The sequence below is a fragment of the Bradyrhizobium sp. MI1.7 genome (assembly GCF_055811795.1).
Genome location: NZ_JBVVPO010000023.1, coordinates 78,790 through 92,088, shown reverse-complemented (window position 1 = coordinate 92,088; position 13,299 = coordinate 78,790). Strand labels below are relative to the sequence as shown.

Annotated in this window: 11 protein-coding genes and 2 riboswitches; of the genes, 8 read left to right on the top strand and 3 right to left on the bottom strand. The window is 65.1% G+C overall.

The window, feature by feature from the left end; translation table 11 throughout:
* Window positions 1-63: 63 nt before the first annotated feature.
* Window positions 64-167, top strand: a riboswitch (glycine riboswitch).
* Between the two features lie 3 nt (window positions 168-170).
* Window positions 171-284: riboswitch (glycine riboswitch) on the top strand.
* Between the two features lie 67 nt (window positions 285-351).
* The 8 genes from AC0L3X_RS21730 (at window position 352) to AC0L3X_RS21695 (ending at window position 10,697) form a co-directional block, all read left to right on the top strand.
* The gene (locus tag AC0L3X_RS21730) at window positions 352-1,653 is read left to right on the top strand and encodes a D-amino acid dehydrogenase (RefSeq protein WP_354102212.1); all 1,302 of its coding nucleotides are present in this window, start codon (window positions 352-354) and stop codon (window positions 1,651-1,653) included.
* Window positions 1,654-1,834: 181 nt separating this feature from the next.
* Window positions 1,835-2,776 (top strand): ABC transporter permease, encoded by a 942-nt coding sequence (locus AC0L3X_RS21725; protein ID WP_014494267.1) that lies wholly within the window; start codon window positions 1,835-1,837, stop codon window positions 2,774-2,776.
* 20 nt (window positions 2,777-2,796) lie between these two features.
* Window positions 2,797-3,684 (top strand): ABC transporter permease, encoded by an 888-nt coding sequence (locus tag AC0L3X_RS21720; protein WP_028150021.1) that lies wholly within the window; start codon window positions 2,797-2,799, stop codon window positions 3,682-3,684.
* A gap of 14 nt (window positions 3,685-3,698) precedes the next feature.
* The gene (locus AC0L3X_RS21715) at window positions 3,699-5,348 is read left to right on the top strand and encodes an ABC transporter ATP-binding protein (protein ID WP_354102213.1); all 1,650 of its coding nucleotides are present in this window, start codon (window positions 3,699-3,701) and stop codon (window positions 5,346-5,348) included.
* Between the two features lie 213 nt (window positions 5,349-5,561).
* A complete protein-coding gene (locus tag AC0L3X_RS21710) occupies window positions 5,562-7,067 on the top strand; it encodes a M81 family metallopeptidase (RefSeq protein ID WP_354131451.1) in 1,506 nt (501 codons plus the stop codon).
* A 13-nt stretch (window positions 7,068-7,080) separates the two neighbouring features.
* Window positions 7,081-8,244, top strand: coding sequence for a M20 aminoacylase family protein (locus AC0L3X_RS21705; RefSeq protein WP_354102215.1), 1,164 nt, complete (start codon window positions 7,081-7,083; stop codon window positions 8,242-8,244).
* A 2-nt stretch (window positions 8,245-8,246) separates the two neighbouring features.
* Window positions 8,247-9,668, top strand: coding sequence for an amidase (locus AC0L3X_RS21700; RefSeq protein ID WP_354102216.1), 1,422 nt, complete (start codon window positions 8,247-8,249; stop codon window positions 9,666-9,668).
* Between the two features lie 138 nt (window positions 9,669-9,806).
* A complete protein-coding gene (locus AC0L3X_RS21695) occupies window positions 9,807-10,697 on the top strand; it encodes a crotonase/enoyl-CoA hydratase family protein (RefSeq protein WP_473316734.1) in 891 nt (296 codons plus the stop codon).
* Window positions 10,698-10,803: 106 nt separating this feature from the next.
* Here the strand turns inward: AC0L3X_RS21695 and AC0L3X_RS21690 are convergent, their stop codons facing one another.
* The 3 genes from AC0L3X_RS21690 to AC0L3X_RS21680 form a co-directional block, all read right to left on the bottom strand.
* On the bottom strand, window positions 10,804-11,781 hold the full coding sequence (locus AC0L3X_RS21690; RefSeq protein ID WP_354102217.1) for an NADPH:quinone oxidoreductase family protein: 978 nt from the start codon (window positions 11,779-11,781) through the stop codon (window positions 10,804-10,806).
* Window positions 11,781-12,389, bottom strand: a complete 609-nt coding sequence (locus tag AC0L3X_RS21685) for a 2-hydroxychromene-2-carboxylate isomerase (RefSeq protein WP_354102218.1) — start codon at window positions 12,387-12,389, stop codon at window positions 11,781-11,783. The genes AC0L3X_RS21690 and AC0L3X_RS21685 overlap by 1 nt, the downstream gene beginning before the upstream one ends.
* A 171-nt stretch (window positions 12,390-12,560) precedes the next feature.
* Window positions 12,561-13,262, bottom strand: coding sequence for a glutathione S-transferase N-terminal domain-containing protein (locus AC0L3X_RS21680; RefSeq protein ID WP_354102219.1), 702 nt, complete (start codon window positions 13,260-13,262; stop codon window positions 12,561-12,563).
* Window positions 13,263-13,299: the final 37 nt, after the last annotated feature.

Here is a 13,299-nt window from a genome sequence, read left to right as displayed (position 1 = left end):
GCAGTCGCGGTTTAAATTTAGCCTTGTCTAAAAATGAGGCGCATCGTACTGCTCGATTGTCCACGCGACGATGCGGGAGAGATCGCAACGAGAGTTCAGGCTTTCGTTGCGGCGCCGACGGAGCAACCGCCCCGGAAACTCTCAGGCAAAAGGACCGTATCGTCAGGACGATCTGGAGAGAGGCGGCGCGATCTTGGGATCGTGACGTCCACCGAAGGGGATAGTCCGGAGCTGACCTCGCCGAGGTCCGCAACGGATCAAGCTCTCAGGTAACCGTGACAGATGGGGCGCCGCCAACGGCCTTTGGCCGGCGGTTAGCCGACTCTAACTCACGGGAGCCCCGAACCTGCCATGACCCATATCGCCATCATCGGCGCCGGCATCACCGGCGTAACGACTGCCTATGCCCTGCTCGAACGCGGATACAAGGTGACGGTGCTCGACAAGCACCGCTACGCCGCGATGGAGACCTCCTTCGCCAATGGCGGACAGCTCTCCGCCAGCAATGCCGAAGTCTGGAACAGCACCGCCACGATCCTGAAAGGCCTGCGCTGGATGTTCCGGCGCGACGCGCCGCTGCTGATGAACCCGCGGCCGAACTGGCACAAATATTCGTGGATGAGCGAGTTCGTCGCCAATATCGGCAACTACCGCGCCAACACGGTTCAGACCACGCGGCTCGCGATCGAAGCCCGCAAGCATCTGTTCGAGATCGCGGAGCGCGAAGGCATCGACTTCGATCTCGAACGCCGCGGCATCCTGCACATCTATCACGACAAGAAGGGTTTTGAATCCGGCCTGCAGGTCAATGCGCTATTGAAGGAAGGCGGGCTCGATCGCCGCCCGGTGACGCCGGAGGAGATCCGCGCCATCGAGCCGACGCTGCGCAAGGACTATTTTGGCGGCTTCTACACGCCGTCGGATGCGACCGGCGATATCCACAAGTTCACGCGCGGACTTGCTGAAGCCTGCAAGCGGCGCGGCGCGACCTTTATCCACGAAGCCAACATCGATTCCATTGCCCAGGCAGGTGGCGGCTTTGTCATCGGCTGGGCTGGTCTTTCGGCCAGTGATGCTGTCGCATTCGCGCGCGGCATGCTGAAGGCGGATGGCGTCGTGGTCTGCGCCGGTGTGGCCAGCCGCCACTTCGCCGCCCTCCTCGACGAGCGCGTCAACGTCTATCCGGTGAAGGGTTATTCGATCACCGTTCAGCTCGACACTGCCGCAAGCCGCAATGCCACGCCGACCGTGAGCCTGCTCGACGAAGCCGCCAAGATCGTCACCAGCCGGCTCGGTGCCGATCGTTTCCGCGTCGCAGGCACCGCCGAATTCAACGACTTCAACCGCGACATCCGCGCCGACCGCGTGCAGCCGCTGGTCGACTGGGTGCGCAGCAACTTCCCCGGCGTCGAAACGTCCAAGGTCGTGCCCTGGGCCGGGCTGCGGCCGATGATGCCGAACATGATGCCCGTGGTGCGCGCAGGACGGATGCCGGGCGTGTTCTTCAACACCGGCCACGGCCATCTCGGCTGGACCTTGTCGGCGGCGACCGCGCAGATGATTACCGGGACCATCGACGGCTGGCGCGGGCTCAACGCACCGCCGACCGCACCCTCACTCAGGGTTGAGCGCGAGTTCCGCCATGCATCCTGAGTGGCCGATATCGGAGGCTCGGCGGCCTCTTGCGACCGCCTTGCCCTTGGCACACAATTTGCCCCGAAAGGTCGGCTTCTCCGGCCGGCTTTCCAGCCCGAGTGACAGGCGTGCATGATAGACAGAACCGATTCCACGGGGGCCTCTCGGCCCCACAAGTTCCGCAGCCGGAGATAGGTGCATGCTAGGTTATCTCATTCGCCGCGTTCTGGCCGCGGTGCCCGTGATGGGCGTCGTCGCGCTGTTCGTCTTCCTGCTGCTGCGGCTGACGCCGGGCGATCCCGCCGCCATTCTCGCCGGCGATAACGCGACGCCGGAACGGCTGGAACGCATCCGCGACTCGCTCGGCCTCAACGAGCCGCTCATCGTGCAATTCATCACCTGGGTGAACAAGCTGCTGCACGGCGATCTCGGGACGTCGCTGATCTCCAACCTGCCAGTCATGAAGATGATCAGCCAGCGCGTCGAACCGTCGATCTCGATCGCGCTCTCGACAATCATTCTGGCCGTCATCGTCGCCGTGCCCCTGGGCGTCATCGCGGCGTGGAAGCACGGCACCTGGATCGATCGTTTCGTGATGGGCCTCTCCGTGCTCGGCTTCTCCGTGCCGGTGTTCGTGGTCGGCTATCTCCTGATCGAGGTCTTCGCGATCGACCTGCGCTGGGTGCCGGTGCAGGGCTTCCGCAGCATCTTCAACGGCTTTGGACCGTTCTTCGAGCGCATCATCCTGCCGACCTGCGCGCTCTCGTTCATCTACATCGCGCTGATCGCGCGCATGACGCGTGCGGCGATGCTCGACGTGCTCGGTGAGGACTACGTCCGCACCGCCCGCGCCAAGGGCATCAACGAGGTCGCCGTGATGATGCGCCATGCGCTGCGCAATGCCGCGGTGCCCGTCATCACCGTGATCGGCACCGGCTTTGCGCTGCTGATCTCCGGCGTCGTCGTCACCGAGAGCGTGTTCAACATCCCCGGCATCGGCCGCCTCACGGTGGACGCGGTGTTGGCGCGCGACTACCCAGTCATCCAGGCGATGATCCTGCTGACGTCGCTGATCTATGTCGTCGTCAATCTCCTGATCGACGTCGCCTACACGCTGCTCGATCCCCGGATCCGGTACTAGGGCTAAGGATAGCAACAAAAATGTCCGTCGATAGCCTTCCCCAGTCGTCCATTCCGATCACGTCGCCATTGCGGCCGCGTTTCGGGTTCCTCACCTCGACGCCGATCATCGCGGCGGCCACGATCTTGCTCGCGCTGATCGTGCTGGTCTCGATCCTGGCGCCGCTGATCGCGCCGCACGATCCGGTCCAGCTTGCACCCTCGCAGCGGCTGAAGCCGGCCTCGGCGCAGTTCCTGCTCGGCACCGACGCCTATGGCCGTGACCTCTTGTCGCGCGTCATCTATGGCGGCCGCATCTCGCTCCTGATCGGCATCGGCTCGGCGATCCTGTCGATCGTCATCGGCCTTGCGATCGGCCTCGTCTCCGGCTTCTTCAAGCTGGTCGATGCCGTCCTGATGCGCGTCATGGACGGCCTCATGGCGATGCCGAGCATCCTGCTCGCGATCGCCGTGGTGTCGCTGTCCGGCGCCAGCATCTGGACCGTGCTGGTCGCGATCACCATCCCCGAAATACCGCGCGTGGCACGCCTGGTACGCTCGGTCGTGCTGTCCGCGCGCGAGGAGCCTTACGTCGAGGCTGCGATCTCGGTCGGCTCCAGCCTGCCGAAGATCATGTGGCGCCATCTGATGCCGAACACGATCGCACCGCTGATCGTCCAGGGCACCTATGTCTGCGCCTCCGCGATCCTGACCGAGGCCATTCTCTCCTTCCTCGGCGCCGGCATCTCGCCGGAGACGCCGACCTGGGGCAACATCATGGCCGAGGGCCGTCAGTATTTTCAGCTCAAGCCGACGCTGATCTTCTGGCCGGGCCTGCTGCTCTCGATCGCCATCCTCAGCATCAATCTGATCGGCGACGCCGCCCGCGACGCCCTCGATCCCCGCATGAAGCAGCGGGAGGGCAAGTGATGACGGATCAAGTGATGACCAAGCCAGTCCTCGACATCAACAACCTCGTCGTCTCCATCGGCAAGAAGCCGAAGGGCGCCAACATCATCGACGGCATCTCGGTCCAGGTGCACCAGGGCGAGACGCTCTGCCTCGTCGGTGAAAGCGGCTCGGGCAAGTCGGTGACGTCGCTGACCACGATGGGCCTGCTGCCGAAGGGCACGCTGGTGCCGACCGGCGGCAGCGTCAAGCTGGTCGGCGAGGAGATCCTCACCGCGACCGACCGCCGCCTGCGGCAGCTGCGCGCGACGCAGATGGCGATGATCTTCCAGGAGCCGATGACCGCGCTCAATCCCGTCGTGCCGGTTGGCCGCCAGATCGACGAGGTCTTGCGCGCCCACACCAATCTCGACGCCAAGGCGCGGAAGAAGCGCATTCTCGACATGATGGAGCAGGTCCGCCTGCCCCAGGTCGAGCGCATCTTTGCCTCCTATCCGCATCGCCTGTCCGGCGGCCAGCGCCAGCGCATCATGATTGCGATGGCGCTGGTGCTGGAGCCGAAGCTGCTCATCGCCGACGAGCCGACCACCGCGCTCGACGTCACCACGCAGAAGCAGATTCTGACGCTGATCCGCGACCTGCAGCGCGATCACGGCACGGCCGTCCTGTTCATCACCCATGACATGGGTGTGGTGGCCGAGATCGCCGACCGCGTGGCTGTGATGCGGCAGGGGCGGCTGGTCGAGACCGGCCCGCTCGAGACCGTGCTGCGCAACCCGACCATGGAGTACACACGCAATTTGCTTTCCGCGGTGCCGAGCCTGGTGCCGCGCGCGGCGCGGCCCGAGACCAAGGAGCCGGTGGTGCTGGAGGCCAACGAGCTTGGCAAGGTCTATAAGGAGCGCGCCTTCTTCGGCAAAGGCCGCGAGGTCGTCGCCGCCGACAAGGTCACGCTGACGCTGCGCAAGGGCCGCACGCTCGGCATCGTCGGCGAGAGCGGCTCGGGCAAGTCCACCGTCGCGCGGTGCATCGTGCGCCTGATCGATCCGACCTCCGGCGGCGTGCGTCTCGCCGGCCGCGAGATCGCCGACATCTCGCGCCGCCTGCTCCAGCCGCACCGGCAGAAGATCCAGATCGTGTTCCAGGATCCCTATCGCTCGCTCAACCCGCGGATTACCGTCGGCGAGAGCATCGCGGAAGGCCCGATCAATTACGGCACCTCGCATGCCGATGCGATGAAGCGGGCGCGCGAACTGCTCGAGCTCGTTGGCCTGCCCGCGGACGCAGTGACGCGCTATCCGCACCAGTTCTCCGGCGGCCAGCGCCAGCGCATCGCCATTGCGCGTGCGCTCGCGCTCGACCCCGACGTGCTGGTCGCGGACGAAGCGGTCTCGGCACTCGACGTCTCGGTTCAGGCGCAGGTGCTGGAACTGCTCGACGAGATCCAGAACCGGCTCGGCATCGCCATCCTGTTCATCACCCACGATCTGCGCGTCGCAGCCCAGATCTGCGACGAGGTCGTGGTGATGCAGCACGGCCGTGTCGTCGAACAGGGCCTTGCCGCCGAGGTGCTGACGCATCCGAAGGAAGCCTACACCAGGGCGCTGCTGGAGGCCGCACCGGGCCGCGGCTGGGATTTTGCGAACTTCAGGCCGGTGTCGGAAGGCGTCGCGGCGACGGCTTAGGTTTGTCCACTCGTCATTGCGAGCGGAGCGAAGCAATCCAGAGTCCCTCTGCGGAGACGGTCTGGATTGCTTCGCTTCGCTCGCAATGACGGGTAGCGACCATCATCATTCGAAAATGACTTAAAGCCATGCGCGGCGGCATGGGCTCCTCGCTTGCCCCCGCCTCGAAGCCAAGGCTAACGTCGCGCACTTTCAAACGCTGGACCAGAATTAATGACACGTATCGCCGTCGGCGGCTTCCTGCACGAGACCAACACGTTCGCCCCGACGAAGGCGACTTTCGCGGACTTCCAGCATGGCGGCGGCTGGCCGGCCATGACGGAAGGCGCCGACGTATTGAAGGTGATGCGCCGCATCAATGTCGGTCTCGCCGGCTTCGTCGACAGCGCCGAAGCGAATGGCTGGAACCTCATTCCGACGATCGCCTGCGGCGCAAGTCCGTCGGCGCATGTCACCAGGGACGCCTTCGAGCGTATCGTGAAGGTGATGGTCGACGGTATCGCCGCCGCCGGCCCGCTCGATGCGGTCTATCTCGATCTGCATGGCGCGATGGTGACCGAGCATCTCGACGACGGCGAAGGCGAGATTTTGGCGCGCGTGCGCGGCGTCATCGGCAAGGACGTTCCGCTCGTTGCCAGCCTCGACCTGCACGCCAACGTCACGCCCGAGATGATGGAACACGCGGACGCGCTGATCGCCTACCGCACCTATCCGCATGTCGACATGGCCGAGACCGGCCGCGCCTCCGCAAGGCACCTCGCCCTGCTGCTGCAGACCAGGCAGCGCTTTGCAAAGTCGTTTCGCCAATTGCCGTTCCTGATCGCGATCAGCTGGCAATGCACCAATGACTTTCCCACCAAGGGCATCTACGAAAAACTGGCCGCGCTGGAGAGCGACGCCGTTCCGACACTGTCCTTCGCGCCCGGCTTCCCCGCCGCCGACTTCCGCGACTGCGGCCCGAGCGTGTTCGCCTATGGCAAGACGCAGGCCGATGCCGACCGCGCGGCCGATGCGATCGTCAAACTGATCGAAAGCCACGAGGACGATTTCGACGGCAAGATCTGGTCGCCCGACGACGGCGTGCGCCAGGCGATGGAACTCGCCAAGGGTGCGAGCAAGCCGATCATCATCGCCGACACCCAGGACAATCCCGGCGCCGGCGGCGATTCCGACACCACCGGCATGCTGCGCGCACTGGTGCGCAACAAGGCGAGCGCCGCGACCGGCGCGATCTACGATCCGGCCTCGGCCAAGGCCGCGCATGCGGCCGGCGTCGGCGCCACAGTGACGCTGTCGCTCGGCGGCAAATCCGGCATTCCCGGCGACGAGCCCTATCGCGAAACCTTCATCGTCGAAAAGCTCTCCGACGGCCGCTTCATCGCGCCCGGCCCCTACTACGGTGGCCGCGAGATGGAGATGGGTCCCTCCGCATGCCTGCGCATCGGTGACGTCCGCATCGTCGTCTCCTCGCACAAGGCGCAGCTCGCCGATCAGGCGATGTACCGCTATGTCGGCATCGAGCCGACCGCGCAGAAGATTCTGGTCAACAAGAGCTCGGTGCACTTCCGCGCCGATTTCGAGCCGATCGCGGAAAAGCTGATGATCTGCGCCGCGCCCGGCGCGATGCCGGCCGACACAGCCACCCTGCCCTGGACGCGCCTGCGGCCGGGCATTCGCATCAAGCCGAACGGCCCCGTTTTCACGCCCCCATCACGCTAACCGGACAGGACACATGCCCACGATCGACCGCATCGACGGCTTTGCCGACGAACTCACCGCTATCAGGCGCGACCTTCACGCCCATCCCGAGATCGGCTTCGAGGAGGTGCGCACCTCAGGCATCGTCGCCGACAAGCTGAAGAGCTGGGGCATCGAGGTGCACCGCGGTCTCGGCGGCACCGGCGTGATCGGCGTGATCAAGGGCAAGGGTTCGGGCGGCAAGCGCATCGGCCTGCGCGCCGACATGGACGCGCTGCCGATGGAAGAGAACACCAATCTGAAATGGAGTTCGAAAATCCCCGGCCGCTTCCACGGCTGCGGCCATGACGGCCACACCACCATGCTGCTCGGCACCGCGCGCTACCTCGCCGAGACCAAAAATTTCGACGGCACCGTGCACCTGATCTTCCAGCCGGCCGAGGAAGGCCTTGGTGGCGCTCGCGCGATGATCAAGGACGGCCTGTTCGAGAAGTTTCCCTGCGACGAGCTCTACGGCCTGCACAACGCGCCCGACCTCAACCTCGGCGAGATCGCGATCCTGCCCGGCCCCGCGATGGCCAGCGCCGACTTCTTCGACCTGCGCATCACCGGCTACGGCGCGCATGGCGCGATGCCCGAGCGCTCCAAGGACGCGGTGATCATCGCGACCACGCTGGCGCAGGCGATCCAGACCATCGTCAGCCGCAACGTCGAGCCGCTGCAGGCCGCCGTCATCTCGATCACGCAGATTCACGCCGGTTCCGCCTACAACGTCATCCCCGGCGAGGCGCATCTCTGCGGCACCATCCGCACCTTCTCGGATGAAGTCCGCGCCCTGATCGCCGAACGCATCCGCACGATCTGCGCCGGCATCGCGAGCGCCTATCAGTGCGTGATCGAAGCCGACATCCGCGACACCTTCGGCGTGCTGGTCAACCAGGTCGAGCAGTCCAAGGTGGTCGAGGAGGTCGCGCGCACCGTTGTCAACCCCGCCAACGTGATCACCCGCGCCCAGCCGAAGATGGGCAGCGAGGATTTCGCCGACATGCTGCAAACCATCCCCGGCGCTTATTTCTGGATCGGCCACGACGGCTCGGTGCCCGTGCACAATCCCGGCTTTGTGCTCGACGACAAGATCCTGCCGATCGGCGCCAGCATGTTCGCCCGGATCATCGAAACGCGCATGCCGGTAGGTTAGCAATGCACAAAAAGAGCGTCGAAGAGGCCGTCACCTCGCTGCACGATCTCTCCGCGGTCGATCTGATCGCGGGCTATCGGGCCAAGCAATTCTCGCCGAGCGAGGTGCTGGAGGACGTGCTTGCGCACGTCGCTGCGTGGGAACCGCATCTCAAGGCGCTCTACGCGTTCGATCCCGACAGCGCGCGCGAGGCCGCCAAGGCCTCGACCGCGCGCTGGAGCGGGGGCGAACCATCCGGCGCGCTCGACGGCGTGCCTGTGACGGTGAAGGACAACATCGCGACCAAGGGCGTGCCCGTCCCGCTCGGCGCCGCCAGCGTGAAGCTCGTGCCAGCCGAGAAGGACGCACCGCCCGCTGCGCGACTGCGCGAGGCCGGTGCGATCATCTTCGCGAAGACCACCATGCCCGATTACGGCATGCTGTCCTCGGGACTCTCCAGCTTCCACGCGCTGGCGCGCAATCCCTGGGATCTCTCCAAGAATCCCGGCGGCTCCAGCGCGGGCGCCGGCGCGGCGGCTGCGGCCGGCTATGGCCCCTTGCATCTCGGCACCGATATCGGCGGCTCGGTCCGCCTGCCTGCGGGCTGGTGCGGTCTCGTCGGCCTGAAACCGAGTTTTGGCCGCGTGCCGATCGACCCGACCTATGTCGGCCGTGTCGCCGGTCCCATGACCCGCACGGTCGACGATTGCGCGCTGATGATGAGCGTGATTGCAAAGCCCGACCGGCGCGACGGCATGAGCCTGCCCGCCGAGCCTCTCAACTGGAAGGGACTGGAGAAATCCCCGCGCAAACTGCGCATCGGCCTGATGCTCGATGCCGGCGTCGGCCTGCCGGCAGAAAGGCCGGTCCGCGATGTTGCAGTGAAAGCCGCAAAGGCGTTCGAATCTGCAGGTAGCGTCGTCACCGAGGTCGACGGCATTTTGACCCGCGAGATGCTCGACGGCCTCGACAATTTCTGGCGCGCGCGGATGTGGGACGATCTGGCCAAGCTGACGCCGGCCGAACAGGCAAAGGTGCTGCCCTACATCTTCAAATGGGGCGCATCCGGCGCAAAGCTCTCGGGTGTGGACGTCATCCGCGGCTTCAATCAGACCATGGCGATCCGCGCCGCTGCGTCAAAGCTGTTCTGCGAGCTCGACTACGTGATCTCGCCGACCGCGCCGAACGTGAACTACCCTGCGGACTGGGCCTCGCCCACCAACGATCCGATGCGGCCGTTCGAGCACATCTGCTATACCGTGCCATGGAATATGTCGGAGAACCCTGCGGTCTCCCTCAACGGCGGTTTCGACGCCAACGGCTTTCCCATCGGCGTGCAGATCGTCGGCCGTCGCTTCGATGATATTGGCGTGCTCGGCATGGCCAAGGCGTTCGAGGGCTTGCGCGGCGCACAGAAGCCCTGGCCGAGCCCACCGGCAAAGTAAGCATTCCGTCATGGCCGGGCTTGTCCCGGCCATCCACGTTCTTGTACTGCTCGCATGCCCAGTCCGCGCAAGACGGACAACGGCGACCATGCGTCTCGTCTCATTGAGATCGCACTTAAGATGAGGAAGGAAACCACCATGGCGTATGAGACGATCAAATACGAGGTCGCCGAACAGATCCTCACCATCACGCTGAACCGGCCCGACAAGCTCAACGCCTTCAACGCGCAGATGCAGGCCGAGCTGATCGACGCGTTCGACGCCGCCGACAAGGACGACGACGTCCGCGCCATCATCGTCACCGGCGCCGGCCGCGGTTTTTGCGCGGGCGCCGATCTTTCCTCGGGTGCGGACACCTTCGATCGCGCCGCGCGGCGCGGCCCGGTAAAGCGCTTCGCGGACGGCAAGGTCGATTACAGCGATCCGCAGGTGCGCGACGGCGGCGGCCAGGTGACGCTGCGCATCTTCAAGTGCCTGAAGCCAGTCATCGCCGCCGTGAACGGCCCTGCCGTCGGCATCGGCGTCACTATGCAACTCGCGATGGACATCCGCATCGCGTCGGATGCCGCGCGCTTCGGCTTCGTGTTCTCCCAGCGTGGCATCGTGCCGGAGGCCGCCTCGAGCTGGTTCCTGCCGCGCATCGTCGGCATCTCGCAGGCGCTGGAATGGTGCTATTCCGGCCGCGTCTTCCCGGCCCAGGAAGCTCTCGCCGGCCGCCTCGTCAGCAAGGTCGTAGCTCCCGATGATCTCTTGCCGACCGCCCGCGCGCTGGCCAAGGAATTCGCCGCCAAGACCGCGCCGGTGTCGGTCGCCCTGATCCGTCAGATGATGTGGCGCATGATGGGCGCCGACGATCCCATGGAAGCCCACAAGGTCGATAGCCGTGGCATCTACACGCGCGGCCGCTCGGACGACGTTAGGGAAGGCGTGGTGTCGTTCCTGGAGAAGCGCCCGGCGCAGTTCAAGAACAAGGTGTCGAGCGATATGCCGGACTATTTTCCGTGGTGGAGCGAGCGGGAATACAAGTAGAGGGATCGTAGGGTGGGCAAAGGCGCTCTTGCGCCGTGCCCACCATCTATCAGCAATCGAAACCAGAATGGTGGGCACGCTTCGCTTTGCCCACCCTACGGCACCGTCAATCCATCACGAGCGCCACACGCCCGATCGCCTTGCGGTCGATCAACAGCCGCATCGCTTTAGCATAATCCTGCAGCGGCAGGCGGTGCGAGACGTTGGGGCGGAGCTTGCCTTCTTCCGCCCATTGCAACAGCGCCTTCAGGCGCACCTCGCCGAGCGCGGGATTCTTCCGTACCGCCTCACCCGCACGCACGCCGAGCACGCTGGCGCCCTTGATCAGCAAGAGGTTTGTCTTCGCCGAGCCGATGCCGCCGGTAAAGCCGATCACCAGCAGCCGCGCGCCCCAGGCGATGCAGCGCATCGAGTTCTCGAACACCTCGCCGCCGACGGGATCGAACACGACGTCGGCGCCACGGCCGTCTGTGATGCGCTTGACGGCATCGCGAAACGGCTCGCGATCGTAGCGCACGAGATGGTCGGCGCCGCGCGATTTCGCAATCGCGAGCTTCTCGTCGCTGGAGGCCGTCGCGATCACGGTCGCGCCCAGCATCTTGCCGATCTCGACCGCGGCAAGCCCCACGCCGCCGCCGGCGCCATGCACCAGCAACACCTCGCCCGGCATGACCCGGCCGCGATCGATCAGCGCGTGATAGGCGGTGCCATGGCCGGCCAGATAGGTCGCGGCTTCCGCATAGTCGAACGTCGACGGCATCGGCGTTAGCTGCGTCGGCGTCACCACCGCTTCGTCGGTGAAGGCGCCATGGCGCATCTTCACGATGACCTTGTCGCCGACGGTTACGCCGCTTGCCTCTGCGCCCACCTCGGTGACGTCGCCGGCGGCCTCCATGCCGGGCGTGAACGGCAGCTCCGGCTTGAGCTGATATTCGCCGGCCGCCATCAGCACGTCCGGAAAGTTCAATCCGGCGGCGCGGATCGCAACGCGCACCTCACCCGGTTTGACGGCGCGCGACGGAAACTCCTCCAGCCGCAACGTCTCGGGCGCGCCGAGTTCGCGGCAGACGACAGCCCGCACCATCAGGCCGCACTCGCCTTGCTGCGTTCGAGCGCCTCGCGGATCAGCGGCAGGCGGTCGTTGCCGAAGTACATGTCGGTCTTGCCCACGAAGATCGTCGGTGAGCCGAAGCCACCGCGTGCCACGACCTCTTCCGTGTTGGCCTTGAGCTGGTCCTTGATTGCCTGCTCGGAGATGCCGGCAAAGAACTTCTGCTCGTCGACACCGACCTTCCTGCAGATCTCGGCGAGCACGGCGTCCTGCGAGATGTCCTTGTCGCCGCCCCAATAGGTCTCGAACACGGCAGTGGCGAACGGCACCATGTCTTTCCCCAGCCAGATGCAGCCGCGCATGGCCTTCACGCTGTTCACCGGGAACACCGTCGGCGGCATCTTGATCGCGAGGCCGGCCGAGCGCGACCAGTCGGCGAGGTCTTTTTTCATGTAGCGCGCCTTCAGCGGCACCGGCGTCTCGCGCTGCGCGTAGACGCTCGGATTGACCGTGTTGAAGATGCCGCCGACCAGGATCGGCCGCCAGATGATCTCGGCCCCCAACTCCTTTGCCAGCGGCTGGATGTTGTGGAAGGCGAGATAGGTCCAGGGGCTGGAACAGTCGAAGAAGAATTCAATCATGGCGTTTCCTTTGCGTCTTGTTTGTCGTGCTCTATCCCCGTCATTGCGAGCGACTTGTCCGCCATAGCTCGAAGAGCGACGGCGGAAGCGAAGCAATCCAGAATCTTTCCGCGGAACCAGTCTGGATTGCTTCGTCGCTTCGCTCCTCGCAATGACGATGGGGCGAGCAGCCTACTTCTTTCCCAGCACTTCCCTGGCACGCTGTCCGAACATGATCTTGCGTGATTCCTCGTCGAACGGCTCTTTCACGAACTTGCCGATCGCAAGCCCCGCCTGCACCTGCGGCCGTGCGCGCACCTCGGCGTACCAGCGTTTCACGTTCGGATAGTCGTCGAGCGTAAAGCCCTGCGCCTTGTGGGTCATGGTCCAGGGGAAGCAGGCGATGTCCGCGATGGAATAGTCGCCGGCGACATAGGCGCCGGTCTTGGCCAACTGCCGGTCGAGCACGCCATAGAGCCGCGCGGCCTCGTCGCGGTAACGCTCAATCGCATAAGGGATCTTTTCCGCCGCATAGAGCGCGAAATGGCCGTGCTGGCCGAGCATCGGCCCGAGGCCCGCCATCTGCCACATCACCCACTGGATGGTCGTCGAGCGACAGCGCAGATCGCTGGCCAGGAAGCGGCCGGTCTTCTCGGCGAGGTAAATCAGGATCGCGCCGGTCTCGAACGCCGAGAACGGCGCACCGCCGTCGGCGGGTGCGTGGTCGACGATCGCGGGAATGCGATTGTTGGGGGAGACCGCCAGAAATTCGGGGCTGAACTGCTCGCCGGCGCGGATATTGACGGGCTTCACGTTATAGGGGAGCCCGAGTTCCTCCAGCATGATCGAGATTTTCCAGCCGTTCGGCGTCGGCGCATAAAAGAGGTCGATCATCGCCCTTCCCTGTCGTCGCCAATGGAATAGAGAGCGA

Excerpts from the sequence above, each read along its gene's own strand:
- AC0L3X_RS21695 (WP_473316734.1), top strand. The coding sequence starts at position 9,807 with ATGGCGTATGAGACGATCAAATACGAGGTCGCCGAACAGATCCTCACC.
- AC0L3X_RS21705 (WP_354102215.1), top strand. The coding sequence starts at position 7,081 with ATGCCCACGATCGACCGCATCGACGGCTTTGCCGACGAACTCACCGCT.
- AC0L3X_RS21725 (WP_014494267.1), top strand. The coding sequence starts at position 1,835 with ATGCTAGGTTATCTCATTCGCCGCGTTCTGGCCGCGGTGCCCGTGATG.
- AC0L3X_RS21720 (WP_028150021.1), top strand. The coding sequence starts at position 2,797 with ATGTCCGTCGATAGCCTTCCCCAGTCGTCCATTCCGATCACGTCGCCA.
- AC0L3X_RS21700 (WP_354102216.1), top strand. The coding sequence starts at position 8,247 with ATGCACAAAAAGAGCGTCGAAGAGGCCGTCACCTCGCTGCACGATCTC.
- AC0L3X_RS21715 (WP_354102213.1), top strand. The coding sequence starts at position 3,699 with ATGACCAAGCCAGTCCTCGACATCAACAACCTCGTCGTCTCCATCGGC.
- AC0L3X_RS21690 (WP_354102217.1), bottom strand. The coding sequence starts at position 11,781 with ATGGTGCGGGCTGTCGTCTGCCGCGAACTCGGCGCGCCCGAGACGTTG.
- AC0L3X_RS21710 (WP_354131451.1), top strand. The coding sequence starts at position 5,562 with ATGACACGTATCGCCGTCGGCGGCTTCCTGCACGAGACCAACACGTTC.
- AC0L3X_RS21680 (WP_354102219.1), bottom strand. The coding sequence starts at position 13,262 with ATGATCGACCTCTTTTATGCGCCGACGCCGAACGGCTGGAAAATCTCG.
- AC0L3X_RS21730 (WP_354102212.1), top strand. The coding sequence starts at position 352 with ATGACCCATATCGCCATCATCGGCGCCGGCATCACCGGCGTAACGACT.
- AC0L3X_RS21685 (WP_354102218.1), bottom strand. The coding sequence starts at position 12,389 with ATGATTGAATTCTTCTTCGACTGTTCCAGCCCCTGGACCTATCTCGCC.